The 26,869-nt window shown below is 46.2% G+C and carries 23 protein-coding genes and 1 pseudogene; 12 read left to right on the forward strand and 12 right to left on the reverse strand.

Annotated elements, in window-relative coordinates; genetic code table 11:
* Positions 1–71: 71 nt before the first annotated feature.
* Positions 72–680: an HMA2 domain-containing protein gene (locus PJF56_RS14620; protein WP_283763421.1), complete on the reverse strand. Its 609-nt coding sequence runs from the start codon at positions 678–680 to the stop codon at positions 72–74.
* Positions 681–887: 207 nt separating this feature from the next.
* Here PJF56_RS14620 and PJF56_RS14625 point away from each other — a divergent pair, with 207 nt between their 5' ends.
* From PJF56_RS14625 to PJF56_RS14640, 4 genes are all read left to right on the forward strand, one after another.
* Positions 888–1,556, forward strand: coding sequence for a FeoA family protein (locus PJF56_RS14625; RefSeq protein ID WP_283763422.1), 669 nt, complete (start codon positions 888–890; stop codon positions 1,554–1,556).
* A 106-nt stretch (positions 1,557–1,662) separates the two neighbouring features.
* Positions 1,663–3,999: a Fe(2+) transporter permease subunit FeoB gene (feoB, locus tag PJF56_RS14630; protein WP_347179552.1), complete on the forward strand. Its 2,337-nt coding sequence runs from the start codon at positions 1,663–1,665 to the stop codon at positions 3,997–3,999.
* A gap of 121 nt (positions 4,000–4,120) precedes the next feature.
* Positions 4,121–4,345: a FeoC-like transcriptional regulator gene (locus PJF56_RS14635; RefSeq protein WP_283763424.1), complete on the forward strand. Its 225-nt coding sequence runs from the start codon at positions 4,121–4,123 to the stop codon at positions 4,343–4,345.
* A gap of 79 nt (positions 4,346–4,424) precedes the next feature.
* Positions 4,425–4,802, forward strand: a complete 378-nt coding sequence (locus tag PJF56_RS14640; RefSeq protein WP_283763425.1) for a GNAT family N-acetyltransferase — start codon at positions 4,425–4,427, stop codon at positions 4,800–4,802.
* Between the two features lie 61 nt (positions 4,803–4,863).
* On the opposite strand, the gene PJF56_RS14645 is transcribed toward PJF56_RS14640, so the two are convergent.
* Together PJF56_RS14645 and PJF56_RS14650 are read right to left on the reverse strand one after the other, a co-directional pair.
* Positions 4,864–5,451 (reverse strand): Uma2 family endonuclease, encoded by a 588-nt coding sequence (locus PJF56_RS14645; protein WP_283763426.1) that lies wholly within the window; start codon positions 5,449–5,451, stop codon positions 4,864–4,866.
* A 401-nt stretch (positions 5,452–5,852) separates the two neighbouring features.
* A pseudogene (locus PJF56_RS14650) lies at positions 5,853–6,014 on the reverse strand (REP-associated tyrosine transposase); the annotation flags it as partial.
* Between the two features lie 85 nt (positions 6,015–6,099).
* On the opposite strand from PJF56_RS14650, the gene PJF56_RS14655 reads away from it, so the two are divergent.
* Entirely contained in the window at positions 6,100–7,218 is a 1,119-nt protein-coding gene (locus PJF56_RS14655) for an AI-2E family transporter (RefSeq protein WP_430540892.1), read from the forward strand.
* Here the strand turns inward: PJF56_RS14655 and PJF56_RS14660 are convergent.
* A complete protein-coding gene (locus PJF56_RS14660; RefSeq protein ID WP_283763429.1) occupies positions 7,176–7,961 on the reverse strand; it encodes a 16S rRNA (uracil(1498)-N(3))-methyltransferase in 786 nt (261 codons plus the stop codon). The two genes, PJF56_RS14655 and PJF56_RS14660, sit on opposite strands and share 43 nt — an antisense overlap.
* 186 nt (positions 7,962–8,147) lie before the next feature.
* Between PJF56_RS14660 and PJF56_RS14665 the strand changes: the two genes are divergently transcribed.
* Positions 8,148–8,585 carry an Hsp20/alpha crystallin family protein gene (locus PJF56_RS14665; protein WP_283763430.1) on the forward strand — a complete coding sequence of 146 codons (438 nt, stop codon included), beginning with the start codon at positions 8,148–8,150 and terminating at the stop codon, positions 8,583–8,585.
* Positions 8,586–9,051: 466 nt separating this feature from the next.
* Here PJF56_RS14665 and PJF56_RS14670 read toward each other — a convergent pair whose 3' ends face one another.
* The 3 genes from PJF56_RS14670 to PJF56_RS14680 all read right to left on the reverse strand — a co-directional run bounded on the left by PJF56_RS14670 (position 9,052) and on the right by PJF56_RS14680 (position 12,007).
* Positions 9,052–10,011: a 3'(2'),5'-bisphosphate nucleotidase gene (locus tag PJF56_RS14670; protein WP_283763431.1), complete on the reverse strand. Its 960-nt coding sequence runs from the start codon at positions 10,009–10,011 to the stop codon at positions 9,052–9,054.
* Between the two features lie 117 nt (positions 10,012–10,128).
* Complete coding sequence (gene miaB, locus PJF56_RS14675; protein ID WP_283763432.1) at positions 10,129–11,484, reverse strand: tRNA (N6-isopentenyl adenosine(37)-C2)-methylthiotransferase MiaB; 1,356 nt, start codon at positions 11,482–11,484, stop codon at positions 10,129–10,131.
* A 187-nt stretch (positions 11,485–11,671) separates the two neighbouring features.
* Positions 11,672–12,007 carry a hypothetical protein gene (locus PJF56_RS14680; RefSeq protein ID WP_283763433.1) on the reverse strand — a complete coding sequence of 112 codons (336 nt, stop codon included), beginning with the start codon at positions 12,005–12,007 and terminating at the stop codon, positions 11,672–11,674.
* Between the two features lie 42 nt (positions 12,008–12,049).
* On the opposite strand from PJF56_RS14680, the gene cdf31 reads away from it, so the two are divergent.
* Both cdf31 and PJF56_RS14690 read left to right on the forward strand, forming a co-directional pair.
* Positions 12,050–12,943, forward strand: coding sequence for a CDF family zinc efflux transporter Cdf31 (gene cdf31 / locus PJF56_RS14685; RefSeq protein WP_283763434.1), 894 nt, complete (start codon positions 12,050–12,052; stop codon positions 12,941–12,943).
* 161 nt (positions 12,944–13,104) lie between these two features.
* Positions 13,105–13,998, forward strand: coding sequence for an amino acid ABC transporter substrate-binding protein (locus PJF56_RS14690; RefSeq protein WP_283763435.1), 894 nt, complete (start codon positions 13,105–13,107; stop codon positions 13,996–13,998).
* A gap of 248 nt (positions 13,999–14,246) precedes the next feature.
* Here PJF56_RS14690 and PJF56_RS14695 read toward each other — a convergent pair whose 3' ends face one another.
* On the reverse strand, positions 14,247–14,744 hold the full coding sequence (locus tag PJF56_RS14695) for an HNH endonuclease (RefSeq protein WP_283763484.1): 498 nt from the start codon (positions 14,742–14,744) through the stop codon (positions 14,247–14,249).
* A 179-nt stretch (positions 14,745–14,923) separates the two neighbouring features.
* On the opposite strand from PJF56_RS14695, the gene PJF56_RS14700 reads away from it, so the two are divergent.
* Complete coding sequence (locus tag PJF56_RS14700) at positions 14,924–16,282, forward strand: M10 family metallopeptidase C-terminal domain-containing protein (protein WP_283763436.1); 1,359 nt, start codon at positions 14,924–14,926, stop codon at positions 16,280–16,282.
* Positions 16,283–16,327: 45 nt separating this feature from the next.
* On the opposite strand, the gene PJF56_RS14705 is transcribed toward PJF56_RS14700, so the two are convergent.
* Entirely contained in the window at positions 16,328–16,654 is a 327-nt protein-coding gene (locus tag PJF56_RS14705; RefSeq protein ID WP_283763437.1) for a DUF760 domain-containing protein, read from the reverse strand.
* A 175-nt stretch (positions 16,655–16,829) separates the two neighbouring features.
* Positions 16,830–17,339 carry a pentapeptide repeat-containing protein gene (locus PJF56_RS14710; protein ID WP_283763438.1) on the reverse strand — a complete coding sequence of 170 codons (510 nt, stop codon included), beginning with the start codon at positions 17,337–17,339 and terminating at the stop codon, positions 16,830–16,832.
* A 184-nt stretch (positions 17,340–17,523) separates the two neighbouring features.
* Between PJF56_RS14710 and PJF56_RS14715 the strand changes: the two genes are divergently transcribed.
* Positions 17,524–17,937, forward strand: a complete 414-nt coding sequence (locus tag PJF56_RS14715; protein WP_283763439.1) for a YraN family protein — start codon at positions 17,524–17,526, stop codon at positions 17,935–17,937.
* Positions 17,938–18,038: 101 nt separating this feature from the next.
* Positions 18,039–18,290: a hypothetical protein gene (locus PJF56_RS14720; RefSeq protein ID WP_283763440.1), complete on the forward strand. Its 252-nt coding sequence runs from the start codon at positions 18,039–18,041 to the stop codon at positions 18,288–18,290.
* A gap of 24 nt (positions 18,291–18,314) precedes the next feature.
* Here the strand turns inward: PJF56_RS14720 and PJF56_RS14725 are convergent, their stop codons facing one another.
* Both PJF56_RS14725 and PJF56_RS14730 read right to left on the reverse strand, forming a co-directional pair.
* Positions 18,315–19,412: a hybrid sensor histidine kinase/response regulator gene (locus tag PJF56_RS14725; protein ID WP_283763441.1), complete on the reverse strand. Its 1,098-nt coding sequence runs from the start codon at positions 19,410–19,412 to the stop codon at positions 18,315–18,317.
* A 2-nt stretch (positions 19,413–19,414) separates the two neighbouring features.
* Positions 19,415–25,207 carry a PAS domain S-box protein gene (locus PJF56_RS14730; protein ID WP_283763442.1) on the reverse strand — a complete coding sequence of 1,931 codons (5,793 nt, stop codon included), beginning with the start codon at positions 25,205–25,207 and terminating at the stop codon, positions 19,415–19,417.
* Positions 25,208–25,425: 218 nt separating this feature from the next.
* On the opposite strand from PJF56_RS14730, the gene PJF56_RS14735 reads away from it, so the two are divergent.
* Positions 25,426–26,685: a tetratricopeptide repeat protein gene (locus tag PJF56_RS14735; RefSeq protein ID WP_283763443.1), complete on the forward strand. Its 1,260-nt coding sequence runs from the start codon at positions 25,426–25,428 to the stop codon at positions 26,683–26,685.
* Positions 26,686–26,869: the final 184 nt, after the last annotated feature.

The raw sequence follows: 26,869 nt of genomic DNA on the forward strand, positions 1-26,869 counted from the left end.
GTCTGACGAAAGTTGGGTTTCACTTCGTTCAACCCAACCTACAATTTTAAGCTTGCCGGTCTACTACGGGGCTAGTTCATATTCTCAGATTCTGAATTTCGATCGCCTTGCTCCTCCATAGGAGCAGAGTCTGCTCGATCGAGGATATTGAGTAAATACATGCCTAATTCGAGTTCTGACATGCCTTCTCCATCGTATTGAATAATCAGGGAAGCGGCTGCCGGGTTAACCCGCACATGCTTCACTTTAGACTCGGCAGAGAGCAGTTTTTCTAGGCGTTGGGCATAGAGCGAGTCGTTAATTAAACGAGGAATGCGTAAACGAATTCGCCCAGGGACAGAATGGACAATTTTATAATCTTCTTCCTCTGTACTCGGTGTTTCTTCGCTGGCAGGTAAGGCTTGCTGACTGCTGTCTGGGCTAGTCTTGGCTTGTTTCTTGACTTGCAGGATCGCTTGCCGCACCAGGGAGGCGATCGTCAGGTTGACTAATAGGGCTTGCGCTCCTCGTAACCGCAAGCGACTGGTAACGAATAGTCCAGCAACTACTGGTAATATTGCAGCGATTTCACTGGTGTTTTCTAACCATTGTCCTAATTGAGAAGTTAAATCAGAAGAGCTTGGGTTCGTCTGGGTCAGAGTTGAGCTGGAAACTTCTGAAGGGGATGCCGCATCTGTCATGGTCTCTTAGCCGTTTCTTGAGTAGGTTTTCGTAGGGAGTCTAAATCATCCAACCCTAGTGTACTACGGGGGACAGGAATAATAACTCTTCTCAAGGAAATGTTTATTTTCTTCATATCCTTGTCAATTAACTTAATCTTCTTGCTAATAAATAGATATAAGAGTAAACTAATGGTGCAAAATAAATGAGAATAATTAGCAACTCTAATGAACACCAGTCAAGTTATGGGTTGGATGAAGCGATGGGGTCGGAACGATCGCCCAGATCGCCCCCCAGGGCGAGGAAAACACCATCACGGTCATTATGACTATCTCGGAGTCAGTTCGAGCCAAGACGAGCAAGCTAAATCAGAAATCCCCGAAAAGAATGGGTTCCTGCTCAGTGAAGGACAACCGGGACAGCAGGTATGGGTGAGGGGGTTTCAGGGAAAAGGGGGAATCTCTCGCCTGTTAGCTATGGGAATTACCCCAGGATCTCAGGTACAAATCCTCAGTCGTCAAGGCAGTGGCTCAGTAGTGGTGGCGATCGCCGATAACCGATTAGGTCTAGGCGCTGGTTTAGCCTCACGAGTCCTCGTCACCGAAACCAACCCATCTTTACACCCCAATCTAGATATGGAAAACTCAACCTCCGCCCTCCATTTAGGAGACCTGAGTGTAGGCGAAAAAGGGCGCATCATCGGCTACGAAAACACCCATCGCGCCTACAAAAGCAAACTCCTCTCCATGGGACTCACCCCAGGAACAGAATTTACCGTCGTTCGGGTTGCTCCCCTAGGCGATCCCGTAGCTATTCAGGTACGCGGCTTTAATTTAAGTGTACGCAAACAAGAGGCTGAAGCCCTAAAAGTAGAGATGGTAATGGGTAATGGGTAATGGGTAATTGGTAATTTTCCTATCTCCCTATCTCCCCATCTCCCTATCTCCCCATCCCCCCCATTCCCCCATCTCATCAACAAAATTGAAACCCCAGGTTATGACCATGCTCAAACCCATTGTTGCCTTAATTGGTAATCCCAACTGCGGGAAAACCACCCTCTTTAACGCCCTAACTGGAGCCAACCAACGGACAGGAAACTGGCCAGGGGTTACAGTCGATCGCAAAGAAGGGCAGTTTAAGGTTAATGAATCTACCATTACCCTCGTAGATTTACCGGGGGTCTATTCCCTAGATGCAGAAGAAAGTGCCACGGGGATGGATGAATTAGTCGCGCGAGATTATCTGCTTTCTGGGGAAGCGCAACTGGTGATTAATATCATTGATGCCTCCAATCTAGAGCGCAATCTTTATCTGACTACCCAGCTCATGGAAATGCGCGTACCCATGGTCATTGCCCTGAATATGACCGATATTGCCCAGAAGCGAGGCATAGATATTAATCCAGACCAGTTAGGCGATCGCTTAGGGGTTCCCGTTATTCCCATTATTGCCAGCGATCGCCAAGGCATTCAACCTTTAGTTAATCTCATCGGCCAAATCCTCGAAAACTTAACCCATACTCCCAGCTACGTGGCCTATCCCGCAGTCATAGAAGATGCCTTAGCCGAAATCGTCCCCTACCTGACTGAAAACACCACCAATCGGATTATTGAACCTCGCTGGAGTGCCCTCAACTTGCTGCAATACGATGAACGGGGAGCGAGCGAAATCGTTACTCCAGAACTCACCGAGATGATCGCCAAACATCGGCGGACAATTCATCAAGTCTTGGGGGAAGATATTGATATTTTAATTGCCGATAGTCGCTACGGCTTTATTCAAAATGTAGCCCAAGAAACCAGTCAACGCAGTGGAGAAGTCAGTCAATCCATGAGCGATAAGCTCGATGCCATTGTCCTCAACCGTTGGCTGGGTATTCCCATTTTCTTGGGCGTGATGTACCTGATGTTTTTGTTTACCATTAACGTCGGTAGTGCCTTTATTGACTTCTTTGACATTGCAGCAGGCACAATCTTTGTAGACGGCTTCGGGCAACTACTGGAAAGTCTGCGCTTTCCTGGATGGGCGATCGCCCTCTTAGCCGATGGCGCAGGGGGTGGGATACAAACCGTCGCCACCTTTATTCCCGTAATTGCCTTCATGTTCCTGTTCTTATCCATACTCGAAGACTCCGGTTATATGGCGCGAGCTGCCTTCGTCATGGATCGAATGATGCGGTTTGTGGGCTTACCCGGCAAATCCTTTGTGCCCATGTTAGTGGGCTTTGGCTGTAACGTACCCGCAATTATGGCCACCCGCACCCTAGAAAATTCCCGCGATCGCCTGATGACCATCCTCATGAACCCCTTCATGTCCTGTGGTGCAAGGCTTCCCGTTTACGCCCTCTTTGCCGCCGCCTTCTTTCCCATCGGCGGCCAAAACATCGTCTTTAGCCTCTATCTGCTCGGCATTGGCTTTGCCATTCTCACCGGGCTAGTGATGAAAAACACCATACTCAAAGGTGACATTTCCCCTTTTGTCATGGAGCTTCCCCCCTACCACATCCCCCGGTTCAAAGGAGTCATGATCCGCACCTGGGATCGGCTGCGGGCATTTCTCATCAAAGCCGGAAAAGTGATTATTATCATGGTCACCATCCTCGGATTACTCAACTCTTTAGGAACCGATGGATCGTTTGGTAACCAAGATAGCGATAAATCCGTCCTCAGTGTCACCAGTCAAGCCGTAACCCCCGTATTTGCGCCCATGGGCATTACCCAAGAAAATTGGCCCGCCACCGTCGGCATCTTTACCGGTGTATTCGCCAAAGAAGCCATGGTGGGCACACTCGATTCAGTCTACGGGCAATTGGCAATTAGTGACAATCCCGAATTAGCCGAAGCAGAGGGCAGCTTTGATTTGTGGGGAGGCATCCAAGAAGCCTTCGCCACCATTCCCGCCAACTTAGCCGAAATTCCCAGTACCTTACTCGATCCGCTCGGATTAAATATTGGCGACACCACAGACATAGAAACCGCTTCCACAGAACAAGAAGTCCAGCTAGGCACATTTGGAGCCATGGTGAGCCGGTTTGATGGTAAAACCGGAGCCTTTGCTTACCTGCTGTTTGTATTGCTCTATTTTCCCTGTGTCTCTGCCACCGCAGCCGTTTACCGGGAAACCAACTTACAATGGACTATCTTTGTGGCTGCATGGACAACCGGTTTAGCCTACATCGTCGCCACCAGTTTCTATCAAATCACTCAATTGAATGCCCAACCCCTCTTTGCCAGTCTATGGCTGGTGGGAATGGCAGCGATTAGTGTCGGTGTCTTCTTCGCTCTGAAAATGCTCCATCCCCAGTTCAAACCCCAGCGTCAGTCTGAAAACCCCATTTAGGGGATAGGGGAATGGGGGAATGGGGGAATGGGGACGCGGAGACACGGAGATTGCCTATTGCCTATTGCCTGTTCCCTGTTCCCTGTTCCCCAAATTATTAATTGTTAATTGTTCATTGAAAATGATTTTAGAACTGCAAACCTATCTCGCTCAAAAACAGAAAGTCTCTCTAGCGGAACTCGAAACTCACTTTCGCAGCCATCCGGATGCTCTGCGGGGGATGCTTAACAAATTAGTCCATAAAGGCAGAGTACGCCCCTTAGCTTCAGAAGGAAAAAAATGTGGCGGTTGCACCCACTGCAATACCACAGCCTTTGAAGTTTACGAATGGGTAGGAAATCAGTAGCGCTAGGCAAAAGCTTGTGGAAATCAGGATTTGAGACTTTGATCTTGTACCTCATAGCAGCAAAAAATGCTGTATCGTAATGAAAAGTATATTCAGGTATAACAAAAATCACGAGTCTGAATTGATTGAACTCCTGAAAGCTGAACCCGATTGGAGTTCGTTTACCAATGCCGACGCATTAGATAAATTCAAGAATGCCTTGTTGTGTAGTCAAACTTACATTTATAAAAGTCAAGACAACATTTGTGGCTATCTACGCGCTTTAGTTGATGGGTTTGGTATTTATGTAAGCGAGCTTTATATTGCACCGCGCTATAGGAACCAGGGCTACGCACGAGAGCTTCTGAAAAGGATTAAGCAAGAGCATCAGTCTTTAGACGTTTACCTGCTTTCCGATGAAGATCTATATTATGAGAAGCTAGGGTACAAGCGTGTTGGTTCAGTGTTTGAGCTATAGTAGTTGTAGACCTGGCATTGCACACCCGACTTCACGCCCATATTTTCAATCAATCCAGTGCCTATTCTCCTGTGAAAATTTCCGACAAAGAACAAGCAAACTCAGGCAGTAAAGGAGAGGTCAGTACATCATCAATCAATAGAGTTAATTCTAATTTCAGAACCCCCTGATTGCGCCGATAGACCTCTATCTGTTTCGCTCTCCAGTCAGCGATCCAGTATTCTAAGACTCCCCTAGATGAATAGAGTTTTAACTTCACTTGGCGATCGCGTCTTTCATTCTCTGATCCTGCCGACAAAACCTCGATCGCCAGTTCCGGTGCGCCCCCGAAATGTCCAGATTCATCAATTAAGGACGTATAAGTTTCCTTCTGCATCCAAATCACATCCGGAATTACATCATTCCCCTCACTAAACAATACACCCGCACCCATAACTGCATACCCTAACCCAGTTCTTTTTGACCAAGATTTCAACTCATAGTAAAGATTCCCACAGGTATCTTGATGCTTATTATGAGGCGCTCTAGTCACAAACAGTTCTCCATCAATAATTTCATAGCGGTTGCTATTGTCAGGCAGTAAATCCAGGTCAGCACTTGTCCAACGTAATTGAGGTTCTGGGTTAGAAGTGACGATCGATTCGGTCATGGGATTACCTCACTCTACTGGGAGTTTTTCTGAATTATAATATAGTGGTTCTTAGTATTCTAGGCAGTGGTGGCGAAAATTTTCTCGCCCCTACAATACCTTCGCGATATTCTCCAATTCTAATACTGTAGTGCCGTGACACGACTAAAATGAGGCAATAGGATTTTGCTTAAATTCACAAATTTCAAGAACCCTAGCGATTTTCTAATGCCCTAAATTAGCTGTGTCAAGGCAGTAGTGCCGTGACACAGCTAAAAATGTGCATTAGCGTAGGGTGGGTTAGGCGGCTAAAACCTAGACTCTGACAGCAATCTATCAATCCGCCGTAACCCACCATTTTAGGGTTGTCACGGCAGTAGGGTGCGTTAGCGACAGCGTAACGCACCGAAATCAATCAATCCCTAGTCATCCCAAAACCCTTGAGGTTTTTCTATCTGTTCTGTAGTCCCCCAATCTCTAGGATAAACGCCCAACTTCATCAACCGGTGAATCGTGGAATAGGGCCAATCCTGGGGCATTTTACAATATCCATGCCGCACGGGATTATAGTGAATATAATCGCAGGGGAAAAGAGAAGCGGGCATCTTGTGCGAGCCAAAGTGATAACATAGCTTTACTTTGAGTCTAGCTGAAGTTATTCAACCTGATATGTTAGAATTTTGGCGCAGTATACCGAGGACTGTAAGGTTAGGTCTATTATTTCCCCTAGGATTTCTGAATGCGTGGTTGCTCTCCCATGTCATTAATAACCTTCAGCCCTTAGTCAGCTTGTTTGTCACCGCGACTCTGTTTTCATTTTTACTGAATTTTCCCATTCAATTTTTACATCGTCGAGGTCTGAAACGATCTTGGGCAATTGCTGTTGTTTTTCTGGTTGCTATATTATTTGTCCTCTTTTTAGCGGGGTTACTGATCCCACAAATTCTGAGGCAATTGGCTCAACTGCTCAATAGCTTACCCAAAATATTGGCATCGGGCGATCGCCAGATCGATGCTCTGGAGCAATGGGCGATCGCTCAAAATCTCCCCTTTGACTTAAGTGCAATCAGCCTACATCTGGCCCGCAATTTATCCACCCAACTCCAATCCATCGGTTCCCAAGCCTTAGATTTACTGGTTGGAACCATTAACAATATTCTGAATGGCACGATTATTCTGGTATTTACCATTTTTTTGGTTTTAGGTGGAGAATCCTTTTGGAAGGGTATTTTTAGTTGGATACCCGATCCTTGGGGCACAAAACTGAAAGAAACTTCAGAGCAAGTTTTTGCCAACTACTTTGTCAGTCAAACCATTTTAGCCGGAATTCTCAGCGTTGCTCAGACCCTAGTTTTTCTCCTGTTACAAGTTCCCTATGGTCTTTTATTTGGCGTGGCCATTGGCATGACGACCCTAGTCCCCTATGCCAGTGCCGTGACGGTGATTTTAGCCAGTTTCATTGTGGGATTACAAGATTTTGCATTAGGGATTCAAGTTTTGGGGGCAGCTTTGATCGTTGGGCAGATTAATGACAACATTGTTGCCCCCCGTCTTTTAGGAGATATGATCGGACTTAATCCCCTCTGGTTAATGATCTCCCTGATTATTGGCGGAAAAGTGGCTGGACTTCTGGGTTTATTGCTGGCTGTTCCTGTGGCCAGTGTGATCAAAACCATGGTAGATTTTGCCCGTTATCCTGACCGCATGTCCGAGGATAGTTTAGAAGATAAGCCCGATCTTGAACCTCAGTTAGCGCCTTCAGAGCAGGAAGAACAAGCTGAAGAATAAACTTCATAGTGTCCGTTTAATAAGGATAGGGCGACAATGGGAGCAGTTACGGCTCTGAGGATGCGTTGACCGAGGGAAATGGGTTGAAACCCTGTGTTGAGGGCTTGTTGGACTTCGTGGGGAGTCCAGCCCCCTTCTGGCCCGGTGGCGATCGCGATCGATTCGCTAGGTGGGGGTAGAGGTAGGGCAAGCAGATGGGGGGCACTGGTGCGGGTAACGGCCAGGTAGCGATCGCTCCCGTCAGCAGTTTCTATGGCTTGAGCAAAGGAGAGGGGATCGGCGAGATCGGGAATATGCTGCCGTTCGCATTGTTCAGCCGCTTCTGTGGCAATGCGTCGCCACCGTTGCAGTTTTTGGGCGCTAGGTTTCAGCAGGGTGCGATCGCTGATGACAGGGATAATCGACCTTACACCCAATTCAGTGCAACAACGGATAATCTCTTCAAACCCGTTTTTAGGTAAGGCAACCATCAGGGTAATGGCGATCGCCAGTTCCGTTTGGATCTCTATTGGTTCTAAGCGTTGTGCTGTTTCGAGATCCCGCAGTTCACTTAACCACCAGTCCGGTTGCATCAAGGCAATAAAGCGATCGCCCGGTTGCAGTCGCAGCACTCGACACAGATAATGCTGTTGCTGGGCAGTCAGCCGGATTATGTCATTATGGAGTTGTTCGGGGGCGATCGCCACCCTTTGCCATTGCGTCACCATCATTGCTATAGCGATCGCGGCAGCGATGCAGAGCATTATCGCCAAAAATTATATCAAATTCGGTCAATGGGTATAAGTTTAGGAATCGGCTTTTTCTTGTTATCCTTAAGGAAGTTCGGAGACTTGCATCAACCGAGGGAGAAAAACCGAACCTGACATTTAACGAAAGTTTGTTAGATTGAATTCATCAAACAAAGGTAAGTTGTTTAGGAGGTTTATATTATGCCTTTAGTTCGTTGGGAACCGTTCCGGGAAATCGATACTTTACAACGGCAAATGAATCGCTTGTTTGATGATTTAGTGCCCAAAGAAGATCTTTATCACCACAGTTCTTTCCTACCGGCGGCTGAACTGCATGAAACCCCTGAAGCCTTTGAAATTAAATTAGAAGTTCCGGGTATGAAACCGGAAGACCTCGATATTCAAGTGACGGCTGAAGCGGTTTCTATTTCTGGCGATCGCCGCAGCGAAAACACCACTGAAGAGAAGGGGGTAACTCGCTCAGAGTTTCGCTATGGTCAGTTCCAAAGAGTGATTCCTTTACCCAACCGGGTTCAAAACAATAATGTGGAAGCGGAATATAAGGATGGAATTTTGCACTTGACGTTACCGAAGGTTGAAGAAGAACAACACAAGGTCGTTAAGGTGAAAGTGGGTTAAGGTTAGCCTAACATCGGGTGCGTTACGCTTGCGCTAACGCACCCTACTGCTATAGAGCGCAGCGCTATACAGCGCTTTTCGATGTTATGAGGTACAGTTATCGAAAGTTTAAGGGTTGAGTGCCTTCCCATGAAAAGCCTGAAAAATGGGGATTATAGCGTGAAAAATGGTTTTCCCATTACCCATTACCCATTACCCTTCTGCCGCGCGAAGCGCTGTAATTTGGTGCTTTAGGAGTGCGAGCGTCTCGCTCCCTAGAGAAAGGCAGCGAGCAAGATGCTCGCACTACATATACTGCCTCATTTTAGCTGTGTCACGACAATACAAAACCACTTGAGATCATCAAGATATAGGGGTGGGTTTACGAGATCTTTGGTTTTTCTTGCCAGATCTAGGTCAACCCGCCCCTACGGAGTTTCTCCCTTTTTTAAGGGGAGGAATGAGGGGGAGCTTGCGCCTACGGAAACTAATTGTTCAAAACGGCGATAATCTTCTCGTGCAACACGCCATTACTGACGACAACGCCACGATTATCGATCATTTTCTGCCCCTCAGCAAAGTTGAGGGGTTTTCCATACATATCGGTCACCTTTCCTCCGGCTTCTTCAACAACGATCGCACCAGCAGCATGATCCCAAATATTTTCCCGATAATCGGGATATTTGGGGGAGGGTAAGCGCAAGTATAGAGCGGCTTTTCCAGAGGCAACAATGCCATATTTGGCTTGGGAGTCCACCCGCACCGATGCGGCGGTAATGCCGACGGCTTGAGCCATGGCATTTTGCCGAGATTGGTCGCCATGGGCGGCTTCTACGCTTTCCACAAAGCGCAAATTTTCTGTATCGTCGGGACTGACGACATGGATGGGTTGCAGTTCTCCTCCCGCTAAGGGCTTCATTTGCGCTCCTTCTCCGCGCACGGCAACGTAGAGCATACCCGGTTCGGAACCTTCGACGGGCATGGCGGGACAGGCTAAAACGCCGACCTTGATATCCCCGTCTTCAATGAGGGCTAGAGCCACGGCATACTGATCTTGACGCAAAAAACCTTTTGTGCCGTCAATGGGGTCTAGTGTCCAATATCGGGGGGATACAGAGCCATTTCCGCGATCGATCCAGTCGGTTACTTGGTCGGCGGTGGCATCGGGGATTATGTTTTGCACATAACCGAGCATTTTGTTGAGGGTGTCGGCCATTTCCGGTTTGCGTAGCTCGGTTGCGTCTTCTTCCCCGACAACGGGATCGTTGGGGAAGGTTTCGGCCAATGCTTTGCAGATTATGGCTTGGGAGCCGTAATCGGCGACGGTTACGGGACTTTTATCTTGTTTTTCGATCGCCTCTGGAATGTCTTGGCGTACCTGCTGACAGAGTTTTGCGGCTAAGATGGCCGCTTCCATGGCTACCTGTTTTTCGCGATCGTAGGACATAGTTGCCTTAATGAGTTGTCATTTTTTGAAGATATCGTTTCTATCTTGGCAAGAGGATGGGCTGGTGTCACTACATCCGAGGGGCGATCGGTGGTTCGCTGTTTTGATATTCCCCGCTCAAAAAGACGGGGCTTTTTGGATAAGCTGCTCTCCAGTTAAGCTAAAGGCGCGGGTTTCGGTGATTTTTACTTTTACCAATTGACCCTTGAGTTGGTTAATATCTCCGGTAAAGAATGTTAAGCGGTTGCCGTCCGTGCGTCCCATGACTTGGGTTTGATCCTTGGGATTTTGGTCTTCAACTAGGACAGTTTCTATGCGTCCGAGATAGCGCTGCGATCGCGCCTGGGCTTTAATGGCGACTAAATGATTCAGCCTCTGGAGGCGATCGCTCTTCACTTCCTCACTTAACTGATTTTCCCATACCGCCGCCTCCGTCCCCGGTCTGGGAGAATAGGCCGCCGTATTGAGCTGGTCAAAGCCAATATCCTCGACCAACTCTAGGGTATGCTCAAACTGCTCCTCCGTTTCTCCGGGAAATCCCACAATTGCATCGGCACTAATGGAGGCATCTGGCATAACGTCGCGAATCTTGTCAATAATGCGGCGATACTTCTGATGGGTATACCCGCGCCGCATGGCCTTGAGAACCTGATTATCCCCAGACTGAAAGGGAATATGAAAATGTTTACACACTTTCGGCAATTCGGCACAAGCGCGAATTAAGCGCTCCGTGAAATAGCGAGGATGACTCGTAGCAAACCGAAGCCGCTCAATTCCTTCCACATCATGGACAAAATAGAGCAAATCGGTAAACGTATTCTCCCGTCGTCCTTGGGGGGTAATTCCCGGTAAATCCCGACCATAAGCATCAATGTTTTGTCCCAACAGAGTCACTTCCTTATATCCCTGTTGGCCCACCTGCTCCATTTCTGCTCGAATCGCTTGGGGAGTCCGAGATTGTTCTACCCCTCTGACTCCAGGAACCACACAATAGGAACAGCGCTCATTGCAGCCATAAATCACATTCACCCAAGCCGTAATCTTGCTATCGCGCCGGGGTTTGGTGATATCCTCCATAATGTGAACCGGTTCCGTGGCCACCACCTGATTCCCCTCTAGGACTTGCTCCAACAAATCCCCTAAGCGGTTCGCATGTTGGGGCCCCATGACTAAATCGAGTTCCGGAACCCGACGCAAGAGGGCTTCCCCTTCCTGTTGGGCCACACATCCAGCTACAATCAGGGTTAAATGGGGGTTTTCTTGTTTGCGTTTGGCTTGTCTTCCCAGATAAGAATAGACTTTTTGCTCGGCATTATCACGAATGGTACAGGTATTGTAGAGAATCAAATCCGCTTGATAGGGGTCTTCCACGGATTCAAAGCCGATATCGTCAAGAATGCCGGCCATGCGCTCCGAGTCGGCCTTGTTCATTTGGCATCCAAAGGTAGTAATGTGATAACGACGGTGAGTCATAGGGGTTTAGACTGGATAGGGGACAGGGGACAGGGGACGGTTAATATACCCCATTTTTGCTTTTTTGAGGTACATCTCGATCCCCCTCAATCCCCCTCTTGAAAAGCAGGGGGGGTTCATTTTCACAAATTATACCGCAAAAAGCTTGAATCTCTTGCTAATTGCTCATCCCCAGGTTTGACTTCCCTTATTCGAGATAGGCATTGAGATCTTCAATGACACGGGTCAGTTCAGCTTCCGTACTCAGGCGCAGGCGATCGCTCTTCAGGGTCACTAACACCTTAGCCGCAAAGGGACTGGCATAGATATTCGGATTACAGAATACCTCTAGGAAAACCTCCCCATTATGGCGGTATTCCATGGGAGGTTGAGGCGCTTTTCGCCCTGAAGTCACCGGGTGGGCCGCAGAAGCTTTGAGGGTGTCCATCAATTGATTAATTGCCCCTTTTAGATCTTGGGCAGCTTCAGGAGTAAAATTAAAAGAGACGGAGCCTTGGGCAAAGTTAAGGGTCAGTTGGGTCATAAATGGTAAACCAGATGAGACTATTGTATATGCTTGAAGATTATGGTGAAGGATATTCGCTCTCAAGTCCGTCAGGTTCTCTTAATTACGTTAGGACTCAATGTACTGGCGTTGTTAATTAAGGTCGCGGTCAGTTGGAAAACTGGGTCGTTGAGTTTGTTGGCCGATGCGCTCCATAGTATCACTGATAGTGCCAATAATGTATTGGGATTAGTGGCGAATCAACTAGCTTCCCCCGAACCCGATCGCGAACATCCCTATGGACATCAGAAATTTGATGCCATTGGCGCTTTGGGCGTTTCGGCGTTTTTGGGTTTTGCGTGTTTTGAAATTGTCTCTAGTTCAGTCGAGCGTCTGATGTCTGAAGCCGATCCCCTAACGATCGCCTTCCCCGATCTCTGGATTTTGCTGATTGTTTTAGGGATTAATATTTTTGTCGCCTTTTATGAACGGGGAGTAGGACAACGCATTGGTAGTGGGATTTTAGTCGCCGATGCCAAACATACCATGAGTGATGTTTGGGTAACCATTATGGTTTTAGGTGGATTGATTGGCGTGGTGTTAGGATATCCCCTCCTCGATGTCTTGTTAGCATTTCCGGTGGCTGTATTGGTGTTTTATAGTGGCTGGGAAGTCCTCAAGGATAATTTACCTTGGCTCGTGGATGAAATCGCGATCGCCCCTGAAGCCATTCACGATACAGTCATGGAAGTCCCAGGGGTCATCAACTGTCATGATATTGCTTCGCGGGGTGTGGTTGGTCGTCAAGTCTTTATTGAAATGCATTTAATTGTTGATGCGATTGATGTGGCCAGTTCCCATGAAATTACCGAAGCTGTAGAAGCCCATTTAGAGGATAAATATCACCCCGTCCGCGTTCTCATTCATGTGGAACCCCCTGATTATCATTGCGATCGAATTACGTTTCAACCGTGAGCCGATCCCGATCGTTTTTCAAAGTTTTCCACAAAATGGGTTGTTTTTCCACAGTTTCCCGGTGCTTTTCCACAACTTCATGAGGATAGATTCGAGGATCTACAAACTGGATTAGACTTGAGTATGATCGATCAGATTGGTTAATCCGGTAAGAAACAACAATGAAACGAAATTTAGCGATCGCCGCCCTAACTCTCCTATTTTCAGGTAGCCTATCCCTACCCAGTTGGGCCGAAACAGTGATGGAAAAAGTCATGCGTACAGGAGTCCTCACAGCAGGAACCCGAACCCATACAGTTCCCTTTGCTTATATTAATGAACAAGAAGAGTTAGTGGGCTATTCGATTGACATGCTTGACCGAATTCGACAAGAAATGGAAGCCCAACTCGGTAAAGAAATCACCTTAGAATTAGTGGAAGTAACTCCCGATACTCGGATTCCTGCCATTACGAATCACACCGTTGATTTGGTCTGTGGAGTCACCAGTTTTACTTGGGATCGGGATATTTTTGTAGACTTTTCTCTCAGTTATGCCGTCACCGGTACTCGTTTATTAGTCAAGCAAGGGGATACATTAGGGTCGCCAGAATCTTTAGAAGGAAAAAAAGTCGGCGTATTGCTGGGAACCACTAACGAGCAGGTGATTCAACTCATTCAACCGGATGTGGATCTGGTTCCCATGCGCGGTAGTGCGGAAGGATTAACCGCTCTACAAGAAGGAGAAATCGATGCCTTTGCTTGGGATGGGATTCTCTTAGAAGGATTACGGAAAACGGCTGGCGATCCCGATGAGTTCAGCGTTGTACCGGAAATTCCTTATACCCGTGAAGGGATTGCCTGTATGATGCCCGAAGATAACTCTACCTTCCGCGATCTGGTGAACTATACCCTGGCTAAATTCATGCAAGGTTACCTGATGGAGCGCCCAGACGATGTAGCCGTGGTTAATCGCTGGTTTGGCCCAGAAGGGGTGACTCCTGTGAACGAAGAGTTAGTGGTTGAGTTTTTCCGAGATATTATTGATACTCATAGTCAAGTCCCGATCGCCCCATAGCCTCCCTTTCAAGGGAATGATTTGATATCAAGTTCGGTTAATCGGAAAAGAGAAGCGGGCAAGATGCCCGCACTCCTAGAATCAGTTGATCTTACTGGAGTGGGAGCGTCTCGCTCCCTAGATTTTTACTTCGGGTAATGATGCCAAATCTGCTGGTTGGAGAAAGTTTTCCCCGATATTCCGTAGAGATTTCCAGACCATTACCCATAACCGAAGTTTAAAAAAACCCTGACTATTAAATCAGGGGTTTAGATACCAATTACATATTTTTTCCATTCTTGATGTGTACCGCTCGTCACATGCTTGTGCAGCTCAAAATAGAGGCTGCTGTAGGGTTTTCGCGGGGAATGAGATAAAATCATCAAGGCCTCTTCAGGAGTCCGGTTACCTTTTCTGACATTACAGCGTACACAGGCCGTGACTAAGTTTTCCCAAGTCTCACCTCCTCCGCGCGATCGCGGAATCACATGATCGAGGGTTAACCCATCTCCCTTCTGTCCACAATATTGACAGCAATGGGAATCCCTGTATAAGATATTTCGGCGTGTCAAAGGAATTTCTTTATAGGGAACTCGGATATAGTGCCGCAGTCGAATTACGGTTGGTAAGGGAAAACCAGGACACAACAACTTACCATTGTGTTCTACTTGTTCGGCTTTTCCCTTGAGCAACAAAACAACCGCCCGTCGCCAGGTAGCGATGTTGAGCGGTTCGTAAGAGGCATTTAACACCAGAACCTTGCTCATGGATATAATGAATTGCAAAAATATTTTCACATAGCGTAGCACATTGTTGGGCAGAAGGGTAATGGGTAATGGGCAGAAGGCTAATGGGTAAACCATTCTGAAAATAATCTAGAATTTTCTCGGTTTTCCTAAAAAAACATAAAATTTATACTAAAATCTAAATAAAAATTCTGAAATTTATGTTAATGCATAACCCTCCATTAGAGTCTACTTTGACTCCAGAATCAGCGATCGCCGGAACCCCTAACGCCGATCTCCTCATGGGAACTGCCAACCCGGATCGAATTTTTGCGGATGCCGGAGAGGATTGGATCGCCGGAAACCAAGGCTCCGATACCCTTAACGGTAATATAGGTCAAGATCTGCTCTATGGCGGCCAAGACTCGGATTTGCTCTATGGCGGTCAGGGAAATGATACCCTTTACGGAGATAAAGGGAGCGATCGCCTTTCCGGAGACCTGGGTTCAGACCTGCTCATCGGGGGTGCAGGTCAAGACCTCTTTATCCTCAGCCAGCCATCCTCCACCCATCCTAGCCAAGCCGACTGGATACTCGACTTTGAAGACACTCAAGATTATATTCAACTTCCTAACGGATTAACCAGCGATCGCCTCAGCATCGCTTTAGGACGGGATAACTTAACCGGAACAACCCTCATTCAAGACCTAAGCACCGGCCAAACCCTCGCCATTTTACCCGGTATTCATCCCAACCAACTCACCGCCGAAGACTTTATTAGCGATCCTCTCCCCTCCACCCTCGCCCAAACCGCCCAATTCGATTCCCCCTTACTTTTAGCAGATCCCCAAACCCCCACCTCCTTTAACATTGAATTTGACTACCGATTTGACCACAGTGGCTTTTTCAACGATCCCAACCGTCGCCAAATCCTAGAAACAGCCGCCTCCTTCTGGGAGCGACATATTCTCGATGAATTTACCGATCTGGCTCCCGGAACCCCCATTTACGTCAAAAATCCCACCACGGGAGGCACAGTATCCTTTAACCTAGATCGCTCCATTGATGATGTCCTCGTCTTTGTCGGAGCAACTCCCCTATCTTCCCAAATCATTGCCCAAGCCGGGCCAAGTGGCAATTGGACTCCCGGTAGCGAACTAGATGGGCGGTTTAATAGCACCAACTTTGAACCTTGGACAGGTCACATCAGCTTTAATTCCACCATGAATTGGTTTATCGATCCCACCCCCCAAACCCATAACGATATTCCTCCAGGACAAATTGATTTAATGACTGTTGCCACCCACGAACTTGGGCATATTCTCGGCATTGGCAACACCCAAGCCTTTAACCAATGGATATCCGGTCAAACCTTCATGGGGCCCAATGCCCTAGTGATTACCGAAGGTTTAGGCATTCCCTTAGCTACCGATCTATCCCATATTCAAGACCACTTTTTACCCAATGCTATTGGTGGAGAGTCCTTACTCGATCCAATGATTTCTTCTGGGGTACGACAATTCCTTACTCAGCTTGATTTAGCACTCTTGCAAGATATTGGGTATCAAATTACGGTCTAAGTGGGAAGGGGGAAGGCATACACTCTCCTTATCAATGTAGTTGTGTTACTCTTCGTCACCCAAATTAGCCAGATGCTCTTCTAACCCCATGCGGGTTTCGGCTTTATGCAGAAAGTAGCCTGTCATCATTGCCGAAGCTAACAAACGACCCAACTGTTCCCGATTGGTGGTGATGGTAACGCCGAAATGTTCTGGAGGCAATTGTCCGAGCAGTCCGACAATGTTGTGTTCCATCACACTGAGGGCTTCTTTGGAGGGTTGCGAGAGATGATTGACTGTTTGCGGATCTAGGGAATGCAGATATTCACCTAGGGCATTGTTTTCGTTAGCGAGTTGCTCGAACAGGTGGGAGTTTTGGGTGTTGTGATTCATAATAATCTGCTGAATGAGAGAACTAAATTCTGTTGACTGGTCTTTGTTGACTTGTTTTTACTCTAGACGAATTCGCTAAAACGCCATTGGAGGTGAACCGAACTTACGAAGCAGGGATTTTGCGAAACCTTAAAAACTGTTGCCTGCCCGATTAGGGCAGGACTGATGGGTTGAATTAATCACAGTAGAGGGTATCGCGGGTTTTTTCTCCGGTGATGGGATTGGTTCCTTTGGCGATCGCACATAGATATTCCTGAGCATCATATCGGAGAATCACGTCCGTAAAGTCGGCTCCTTCGATGTTAGCATCTCTAAAGCTGGCGAGTTGGGCGAAGGCCCCTTCAAACAGCACATTTTTTAAGTTGGCCTTCCTAAAATTGGCTTCTGCAATGGTGGAATATCTCAGATCGGCTCCTTCTAAATTGGCTCTAATCAGTTTGGCTCCAAATAAACTCGCTCCCCGCAAGTCTGCCCCCACAAAGCTACTTTCGGTCAGATCTGCCTGATCGAATTGGGCTTCTTTCAGGTCTTTGCCGGAAAAATCAGCCCTTTTCAGGTCTACTTTTTCATAGTTTTGGGCTAAGGCTGGAGGTAAGTTACTGATGCCTCCGGTGAGGCTCAGACCGAGGATGAGGCATACACTCAACCATAGAATCAGATAAGTAGGGATTTTTTTGACGGTCATGACGATGGTACGTTTAGGTGTTCAACAGCGATATATAGCTAGTCTAAATGAGTTGTGCCACGGGAAATGCCCTCTCCCTCAATCCCTCTCCCGTGGGAGAGGGACTTTCCCCCTTCTCCCTTCGACTTCGCTCAGGGCAGCGCCTGCGGGAGAAGGGGGTAGGGGGATGAGGGGCAATCGTTATATGAGTAATCCAGGACTGCAAGGGGAAGAGGTGGTTGCCCAATGGTTGCAACAGCAAGGGGCAAGGATTTTGCACCGTCGCTGGCGCTGTCGTTGGGGAGAGTTGGATCTGGTTGTCCAATGGGGGGAGGAGCTGGTATTTGTGGAGGTGAAAACCCGCAGCGCGGGCAATTGGGATGGCAATGGGTTATTGGCTCTCTCGTCCCAGAAACAGGCAAAATTGCGCTCTGCGGCTGAGTTTTTTCTAGGGGAGTCCCCCCAATGGTGTGAGGCTGGATGTCGGTTTGATGTGGCGTTGGTTTATTATCAGCCGGTGGGCAAGTCGGTGGAGGTTGCGGCGATCGCCCCCCCGGTTACCTATGAAAATCACCAGTTTTTGATTATAGATTATCTTCAAGATGCATTTTCTGGCTAAAACTTGTGTGATTTAACCCATTCCAAAGCCGGGTTAAACCTTCTATGATCGAAGTAATACCATCTCAAACCATCTGATTACCCAATCATGAGGATCGCCCGATGTTGAAGTTCGTGATTTTATTCCTGGGAGCTTTTACCCTCATTCTCTGGACAACTCTTATCTCTAATCCTGTCCAAGCCCAACCCCCCAGCGAGCATACCGTTGTCTATAGCTGGGGATACGATCGCCTGGGAAGCGATCAAAGGGTGTGCAAGCAGTTAGAGTCTGTGGTTGAACTCGATCCGCGCTACCCTGACAAGCCTTCTTTACATACCCATAGCCGTGTGGTGAGCGATCGCTATTGCTCCTAAGAGCCAGATCTCAAGACAATCCGCTTAAAAAATACAGGGAAAGGTCACGGTAAAAGTGCTACCCTTTCCTTGTTCGCTTACCACCTGGATTTCCCCTCCATGGAGATCGATCAAGCGTTTGACAATGGAGAGTCCTAAGCCAGTTCCAGGGATTTTGCCCACATTATGCGCCCGTTCAAAGCGTTGAAACAGCTTATCTTGATACTCTAGAGGTAAGCCGATTCCGCGATCGCGAACAGCAAACGTAATCTCCGTTGTCGTTGGCGTAACATCCAGGTTAATTGTGCCACCCTCTGGAGAATATTTGATCGCATTGGAGAGCAAATTCGAGAGGATGTGGCGTAGGATCAGGGAATCGAGATTAATAATTTGGTTTTCCCCATAAAGCGTAAGTTTCAAGGCATGTTTAGAAGAAGCGATCGCCTTCACTTCCTCCAGTACCTCTTCACAAAATTCCACCACATTAATCGGTTCTGGATGAAAGTCTAATTTTCCCGATTCAGTCTGACTTAACGTTAAAATATCTTCCAGTAACTGCTGCATATGTTGCGCTGCGGTTTGAATGCGTTTCAAATGCTTCTCTTTTTTCTCTTCCGTCAGCTTATGTCCATAATTTTGTAACATGCCCGCCGACATTTGAATTGCCGTTAAAGGCGTTCTTAAATCATGGGAAGCCAATGAGATATACTCGGTTTTTTCTTGACTTCTTGATTCCGCATGAGCTAAGGAAGATTCTATGTTGACATTTTCCTGATGTTTTTTTAGAGCCATTTTAATGGTAGCATGAACTTCCCGTTCCTTAAACGGCTTGAGCAAATAGCCATAAGACCCCGTTTCTTCAGCTCTAGTCAACGTTTCATCGTCCGCATAAGCCGTTACATAAATTACTGGAACATTATATTGTTTTCTGATTTTTTCAGTCGTTTCAATCCCATCCATATCCCCTTTAATCACAATATCCATTAAAATCAGATCGGGGATAACCTCTGTCATTTTTTCAAGAGCTGCCTTTCCAGAAGACACGATTCCCGCCACTTCATAGCCTAACTTTTCTAATTTTCGGGCTAATCCTTTGGCAATCAGTAATTCATCCTCAACAATTAAAATTTTGATAAAAGACATAGTTATACCCTCTGACGATACTTTAACTCTAAAAATCGTAATTCAAATGTTGTGCCATGATCTCGAATTAATGTAATTTCACCTTCTAATTGTTCCGTTAGGGTACAAACCAACTCCATTCCCAAAGAATCAACATGACGGAAATCTAAATTTTCTGGAAAGCCAATTCCATTATCGGCTACTTTGACCACAATCCGATCGTTCTCTTGCTGATGCAGGATAATCTTGACCTTGCCTTTTCTCCCTTCCGGAAAAGCATGTTTCAGGGTATTGGATAATAATTCATTAACAATGAGACCACAGGGATGAGCGGTTTCTATATTCAGCAGAACCGGTTCAATATCTAAATCGAAGGTTACTCGATTATTTTCTAGATTATAAGATTCAAACAAGTTATGAACTAAATCTTCTAAATATTCACCAAAGTTGATTGTATCTAGAGTCATGGAGCGATAGAGTTTTTCATGGATCAGAGCCATGGAATAAATGCGACTGCGGCTATCTTCTAAGACCTTAATTAAACTCGGATTGCTGACATAATCCGCTTGAAACTCTAATAAATTAGAAACAACCAATAAATTATTTTTGACGCGATGATGAATTTCTTTTAAGAGAATTTCTTTTTCTTGTAAAGAAGTTACCAATCTGCTCTCAGCTTGTTTGCGATCGCTAATGTCTCGATACATCCATAAATGGCCTCGATCGACGGAATCAATCAGAATCGGCACATAGTTTTGTTCAAGGATGCGACCATCCGCTAATTGAATTTCTTGGTTGGTGACAATTTGTTGATTGGCGACAATTTTTTGATGTTGTTGACTGATTTGTTCTGGATGCTCAAATAAGGGTGCAAATTCATCACCAATATTTCCCCATTCTTGTCCAATTAATCGATTAGAACAGTTGATTGTTTTGAAAGTATCGCAAAATGCTTGATTAATTAAAGCGACTTTATTATGTTCATCTTTGACTAATACTCCAAGCTGAAGATTGGAAATCAAACTGGTTAATCGAGAGGTTGTTTCTTGTAATTTTTCTTCAATTTCTTTGCGATCGGTGATATCAATCCAATAGCCAATAATTTCTATAGGATTTCCTTGCTCGTCCCGGACTAAGTTCAGTTGATCGTAAATCCAAATATATCTGCCTTCTTTATGCAAGAAACGGTACTCATGGCTATAAGAACCTTGTTCAAATAAAGTCTTTAGTCCGTAGTGATTAATTTTAACTCGATCTTCTGGATGGAGATGATTCCACCAAAAGTTATTCTCAAACATTTCCAGTAATTGATAACCAATTAAATCATAGGCATTGTCACTAACAAAGGTTAGTTCAAAGCTATTATGGGCACGGAAACTATATAAAATACCAGGACTGGAGGAGAGCAAATATTGAATCCTTTCTTGACTCATTAACAATGCTCTTTCAGCCACAATCCTTTCTTTGAGTTCTCTTTGAAGTTGTTGATAATATTCGGATTGTTGAATGGCGATCGCTAATTGGGAAGAAATTTGTTTCAATAACTCGATTTCTTCGATTTTCCAATCTCTGGGTCGATCGCATTGATGTACAATCAATAATCCCCAAAGTGATTTTTTTTGAATAATGGGGACGACTATTTTGCTTTTAACTTGAAATTCTTGTAAAAATTCGATTAAACAAGGATGAATTTGAGCAGAAATTACATCGGGAACTACATAAGTTTTTCCTGCTATATATTCATCATAGCATTCTACAGGAAAGGTTTCTTCAGGAAATATTTTATCTAAGGTGGATGACCAACCTGAATTGACTGCTTCAGCGATTACTTGTCCAGTATAATTGGGTAATACTCGATAGACTAAGACTCGATCGGAGAGTAAAAGCTGTTTGACTTCTTTAACCGTAGTTCTTAAAATCTCTTGCAAGTCTAAGGATTCTCGGATGCGTTGAGTAATAATACTGAATAGCTCCTCGCGTTTAACTTTTTCCAGTAACCTAGCTTCAGCATTTTTAAGTTCTGTAATATCATTTTGAATGCCTAAATAGTGGGTTAAAGTTCCTCGATCGTTATGAATGGGTGAAATACTAATTCTATTCCAAAATAAAGTGCCATCTTTGCGATAGTTTCGTAAAATGACTGTACAGCCTTCTTCCTCTTTTAAGGCCTGACGAATAGTTTTTAGTCCTTGTTGATGTCGATCTTTTCCTTGCAGCAAACGACAATTTTTGCCGATGATGTCTTGTGCTGAATATCCGGTAACGCGCTCAAAGGCAGGATTAACGGAAATGACGGGAAAATCGGGCTGCTTGGCATCAACAATGACGATACCATTACTACTAGCAGCGATCGCCCGTTCGCTCAAGCGTAATTGTTCTTCGACTTTCTTGCGTTGGGTGATATCGGAGGCAGCGCCTAAAATTTGTATGGGTTTTCCCTGGTGATTTCGAGTAAAAATTGTATCTCGACTGATGAACCAATGCCATTCGCCCTGGCGATCGCGCATTCGGTATTCAATTTCCCAAATTTCTGTATCACTTGTATCCATCAATTCTTGATGAAATTGATAGACTCTGGGCCGATCTTCTGGATGCATGAGTTTCTCAAACAGGGTATTGCCCATGCCCTTAATTTCACGGGGACTATAACCTAGAACTAACGCAATATTTTTATTGGCATAAATATTTTTTTGCTTCTCTAAGTCATAAATATATAAAATATTTGGACTGGCATCGGCAATGCGTTGAATAAATCGCTCGCTCTCTTGCAGGGCTAATTCAGCTTTTTTGCGATGGGTAATATCTAGGGCTGCACAAGTGACTCCAATGAGTTGCTTCTCTAAATTAAACAAGGGGTCAACGGTTAAGTCATAACACTTTAATTTGCCTTTGTTGGTGACGATAACTTCTGCTCTAACTCCCATCTTAGACTCTAAAACTTGTTGTTTAATTGCCTCTAATCTTTGACCTTCTTCTGGGACAAATAAATCTCTATCCGACTTGCCAATAACGGCTTCTGTTTCATAACCAGGAGGAGGATTATAAATCCAGGTATATCGCAGATCTAAATCTTGGTTAAAAACAACAATGGGAGAGTTTTTTAGGGCAATTCTAAACCGTTCTTCGGCATAGCGGAGGGCTTCATTGGCGGCTTCTAAATCAGCCGTGCGTTGAGCGACTTGATCTTCTAGGGTTTGATTGAGATATTTGAGGGCTTCTTCGGCTTGCTTGCGATCGCTAATATCAGTAATACTGCCCACATATCCGATGATGTTGCCGTCCTCATCCATGTCCGTAACGGCCTGACCCACGACCCAAACCACTGTGCCATCACGATGTTGAAACCGATACTCGGCATAAAACAGGCGATTCTCCTTGACCGCTTGACACCACTGGTCAAGCACCCGTTCTGAATCTTGGGGATGGAGAGTTTGAGACCACCCTTCGATTATCGCTTCTTGTGGGTGTAAACCGGTCATCTCACACCAGCGATGATTGACGTATAAACATCGACCTTGAGCGTCCGTCTGAAAGATGCCCACGGGAGAAGCGCTGGCTAAAGTCCAGTAGCGTTTTTGGCTTTCTCTTAAGGCGGCTTCCATCTCTCGGCGATCGGTAATATCTCGACCGACGGCGTAAAAATAGGGTTCATCGGCTGGCATAGCTGTCCAGGAGATCCACCGATAAGAGCCATCTTGAGTGCGATACCGATGTTCAAAGTTAACGGTGGGGACTCTAGAGGCCAGTTGCTGCACTTGCGCTTGGGTGGCGGCTAAATCGTTGGGATGGACGAAATCCAATAAGTTGCTCGATTTGAGTTGTTCTGGACTATAACCCAATAGTCCTTGAAAACGGGGGTTGATGCGCTTAAAGGAGCCGTCAAAGCCGATAATGCAAAAGAGATCCAGGGAAAGGTTAAAAAATTGGTTTAATTCTTCCGTGAGTCGGTGTCGTTCCAGCACAGAAGCCAATAAATGGCCGATCGCCTCTAAAAATTGCACTTCGTCGGTAGTAAAATGACGATGCTCCTTGGTATGTACGCCCAACACGCCAAAGGGATGCTCTAAGCCAGGAATCAGGGTGGTTACGCCGCTAATGACGCGCCCTTGATTGAGTAACACTGAACCGCGAAACCGGGTTTCTACCCGTAGGTCATCCACGACCACGGATTTACCCGACCATAAGGTATAGCCCGATTGGGTGTTTTTTGTGGCACTGAGGGTTAGTTGTTCCAGGGAATGCTGAAGCGGTTGATGGTGAACCGACTTAAATCCATAGGAGGCTTTAATTTGAAATGCTGCTTGATTGGGCAACAGTTCGAGGATTTCTACATAATCTACATTGAGAGTTTTAGTCATCCGATCGACGATTTCATTCATGAGAACCTGGAGGTCTGTGGTGGCGATCGCCAAGTGGCTTAAATCCGTTAACGTTTGTTGCTGGCGATCGCGAAACCGAAGCTGTATTTGCGCTTCCTGTCGCCGACTTAAATCTATCCCCGTGATAATCACATGGGTAATCATCCCCCGGTCGCGAAAAATTTGGTTCGACCACTCAATGCGGCGTTGTCCACTATTTTCAGTGACCCAATGGCATTGATAAACCTCCGTCGCTTCTCCCCGAAGCGCTTGCTGAAGAACTTGTTTAATCTCCAGTTGTTCGCTGACTGGAATTAAAAATTCCCAAAATTGCTGACCTTGGGCGTGTTTTTCTCCATAACCACTCAAATGTTGACAGGTGTGATTAAAATAAATGATTTCACCCTGGCGATTAACCACAACGACCAAGGCATCAACCGCACTGAGAATGGCGCGGGTAAAGTTCTGCTCTTGCTCCAAAGCGTACTGCATCCATTGATGTTCCCTCAGTTGGGTGGGTAAATCTTGGAAATTTAAGCTTTGTTTTAAGGCGATCGCCAATTGTTCCGCTTCCTCTTTCAGCCAAGCTTCCTCTTGTCTCGACCAATGCCGAGGGGCGATCGCCTGTTGTGCGGTCAGCAATCCCCAAAGATGATGATCTTGGACAATGGGAACCACCAAGTTGGCCCTGACCTGAATTTGGCGCAATAATTCCACATGACAAGGCGTTAACGATCCGGACTCAATATCATGGGTAACTTGGGTGCGTCCATTTTGATAGGCTTTAAACAGATCTTCACCAAAGTGAGGATCGGTGATTTTTTTACCTAACAGGGATTGGCATAGGGGATGTACGGATTCGGCAATGACTGTGCCACCGCCATCGGGTTCAAAGCGATAAATTAAGGCCCGATCGCACTTTAATCCCTGATGAATCTCTTTAACGGTGCGATTGAGAAGGGTCTGAAAATCACTCTTGTGGCGATCGTTGGGCTTTTGCTGTGTGGCTTGAAGCTGGGCCAGCCCATAGTAAACGGCGATCGCATCCAGACCTTGTAAACTTTGTTGCAGTTTTTCCGCCAAGATCGCGCCCATAATCTCTCCCTGGCGATCGAGTATGGGCAAATACTCGATCTGCTGCACATGCATCAGTTTCGTTACTGCCAACAGATCTAAATCCGGTTGCCAAGTTAAACTCCAACCCTGGGTTGTCATCACCTGCTCAACCGCAACCGCTCCCCATTCCTGGCGATGGCGGTACATCTGATGATAATCGGAGACTGTCACCACCCCTAGAACTTGTTGGTTGTCGCGAACCACTAGATAAGGATGAGGTGCTTGATGATCCCAACAGGCGATCGCCTCCTCCACGGTTAGATCGGGTGAAATGACGATCGGATGGCGATCGAGAACATTTTCTAGACTGGGCAGTTGCAAAGATACAGACGAAAAGGACATAATTTAGATGCCAGAACAATTCCAGCCAAAAGCCTTACCTATAGCAGGGGAAAGTTGACAGCGATCTAGGCACTCCTGACCTACCCTCTCTCTGCTATATCACCTGATTTCATCATAGCTTGACTTGAATAAATGGTTTTCCCATTACCCTTCTGCCGCGCGAAGCGCTGTATGATTTCGGTTATTGTCCAACTTTGCAATTTGTCGATAAAAGAATCGTGATTGAACAGCAGTTATATCAAGAAGGGATAGAAAAGGCAAAGCAAAAGGATTATCAGGGAGCGATCGCCCTTTTCACTGAGGTCATTACCCTGAATCCCCATTGGGCAGATCCTTATTACCAAAGGGGTTTAGCCTACTTTGACTCTGGAGAAATCTATCCGGCTATCTCCGATTATACCCAGGCTATAGAGCGCGATCGCTACCATACTCAAGCCTACTATGCCCGCGCCCTTGCCCGCATCAGCCTCAAAAACATCCCCGGAACCCTCGAAGACATCAATTGGGTGATTCAGCGCAACCCTGACTTTGCTGCTGCCTATCAACTGCGAGGGACTGTAGAGCGCAAACGGGGGAACATCCAAAGTGCGATCGCCAACTTCAAACAAGCGGCACACCTTTATTTAGACCAAAAAGACAAAGAAAACGCCAGTCGCACTCTCGCTCTGATACAGCAACTCAAACCCAAAAAACATACCCCACAACCTACCGCCCCATCCGCCCCCTTAATCACCCAATCTGACTTTTATCAAAACCTCATCAACAAAGCGCAACAGGGAAAACCCCAAGAAGCCCAAGAGGAATTAAACTGGATCTTAAAAACCGATCCCAACGACCCTCGCGCCTATGGTTGTCGGGGAATTATTTATTGTCAACTCGGCAACTATCAAAGCGCCATCTCCGACTTTAACCGCGCCCTTGCCCTCAACTTTCAAGACCCCATTATTTATCGCAACCGAGGCAAAGCCCGCGCCCAAATTGGCGATCATTTAGGAGCCATTGAAGACTTTAATCAAGCCCTAAACAATGAAAGTAACGATCCCCTAATTTACATCGCCAGAGGAGACGCTTACCGCTTAACCAGTCACTACGCCCAAGCCATTCAAGACTATACCACTGCCCTCAACCTCGATCCCAACCATGGCACAGCCTACTATAGCCGAGGACTCGCCCATGCTTGCTTAGAAGAAATGAAAGAAGCCATTGACGACTATCAACGGGCAGCCAGTAAATTTTGCGAACAAGAAAAATGGTCAGACTATAATCAGGCGATAGCCCAACTCAAAAAACTCCAAAAAGCCGTCCCCCAAAGTAATACCATTCAACTCGAATCTTTGCTACGTCAAAGACTCTTACGCCTCGTCGGAGGTCATTGGGAAATTGCCCAACGGTTGATCGATCGAGCCAAACAAGACTATCCGGGAATGGCCCAAGAATGGTATCTAGAAAAAGTAATTACGGATTTAGAACAAAGGTAATATCAAATCCGCTAGTTTCGATTAAAAACGTAGGGAGCAAGATGCTCCCAATCCAGTAATATCAAGGGATTTAGTGCGGGCATCTTGCCCGCTAGTTTAACCCATTTACCGGATTTGATATAAGTAGGGGTAGAAAAAATTGTCCAAGGAAAAGTCCTGGGCTGCCACTTCCCACCCGACGCAA

The organism is Roseofilum halophilum BLCC-M91 (genome assembly GCF_030068445.1).
Lineage (GTDB): Bacteria > Cyanobacteriota > Cyanobacteriia > Cyanobacteriales > Desertifilaceae > Roseofilum > Roseofilum halophilum.

Bases quoted from the DNA above. Each gene is read 5' to 3' on its own strand.
- PJF56_RS14620 (WP_283763421.1), bottom strand. From the start codon at position 680: ATGACAGATGCGGCATCCCCTTCAGAAGTTTCCAGCTCAACTCTGACC.
- PJF56_RS14625 (WP_283763422.1), top strand. From the start codon at position 888: ATGAACACCAGTCAAGTTATGGGTTGGATGAAGCGATGGGGTCGGAAC.
- feoB (WP_347179552.1), top strand. From the start codon at position 1,663: ATGCTCAAACCCATTGTTGCCTTAATTGGTAATCCCAACTGCGGGAAA.
- PJF56_RS14635 (WP_283763424.1), top strand. From the start codon at position 4,121: ATGATTTTAGAACTGCAAACCTATCTCGCTCAAAAACAGAAAGTCTCT.
- PJF56_RS14640 (WP_283763425.1), top strand. From the start codon at position 4,425: ATGAAAAGTATATTCAGGTATAACAAAAATCACGAGTCTGAATTGATT.
- PJF56_RS14645 (WP_283763426.1), bottom strand. From the start codon at position 5,451: ATGACCGAATCGATCGTCACTTCTAACCCAGAACCTCAATTACGTTGG.
- PJF56_RS14655 (WP_430540892.1), top strand. From the start codon at position 6,100: ATGTTAGAATTTTGGCGCAGTATACCGAGGACTGTAAGGTTAGGTCTA.
- PJF56_RS14660 (WP_283763429.1), bottom strand. From the start codon at position 7,961: ATGCTCTGCATCGCTGCCGCGATCGCTATAGCAATGATGGTGACGCAA.
- PJF56_RS14665 (WP_283763430.1), top strand. From the start codon at position 8,148: ATGCCTTTAGTTCGTTGGGAACCGTTCCGGGAAATCGATACTTTACAA.
- PJF56_RS14670 (WP_283763431.1), bottom strand. From the start codon at position 10,011: ATGTCCTACGATCGCGAAAAACAGGTAGCCATGGAAGCGGCCATCTTA.
- miaB (WP_283763432.1), bottom strand. From the start codon at position 11,484: ATGACTCACCGTCGTTATCACATTACTACCTTTGGATGCCAAATGAAC.
- PJF56_RS14680 (WP_283763433.1), bottom strand. From the start codon at position 12,007: ATGACCCAACTGACCCTTAACTTTGCCCAAGGCTCCGTCTCTTTTAAT.
- cdf31 (WP_283763434.1), top strand. From the start codon at position 12,050: ATGGTGAAGGATATTCGCTCTCAAGTCCGTCAGGTTCTCTTAATTACG.
- PJF56_RS14690 (WP_283763435.1), top strand. From the start codon at position 13,105: ATGAAACGAAATTTAGCGATCGCCGCCCTAACTCTCCTATTTTCAGGT.
- PJF56_RS14695 (WP_283763484.1), bottom strand. From the start codon at position 14,744: ATGAGCAAGGTTCTGGTGTTAAATGCCTCTTACGAACCGCTCAACATC.
- PJF56_RS14700 (WP_283763436.1), top strand. From the start codon at position 14,924: ATGTTAATGCATAACCCTCCATTAGAGTCTACTTTGACTCCAGAATCA.
- PJF56_RS14705 (WP_283763437.1), bottom strand. From the start codon at position 16,654: ATGAATCACAACACCCAAAACTCCCACCTGTTCGAGCAACTCGCTAAC.
- PJF56_RS14710 (WP_283763438.1), bottom strand. From the start codon at position 17,339: ATGACCGTCAAAAAAATCCCTACTTATCTGATTCTATGGTTGAGTGTA.
- PJF56_RS14715 (WP_283763439.1), top strand. From the start codon at position 17,524: ATGAGTAATCCAGGACTGCAAGGGGAAGAGGTGGTTGCCCAATGGTTG.
- PJF56_RS14720 (WP_283763440.1), top strand. From the start codon at position 18,039: ATGTTGAAGTTCGTGATTTTATTCCTGGGAGCTTTTACCCTCATTCTC.
- PJF56_RS14725 (WP_283763441.1), bottom strand. From the start codon at position 19,412: ATGTCTTTTATCAAAATTTTAATTGTTGAGGATGAATTACTGATTGCC.
- PJF56_RS14730 (WP_283763442.1), bottom strand. From the start codon at position 25,207: ATGTCCTTTTCGTCTGTATCTTTGCAACTGCCCAGTCTAGAAAATGTT.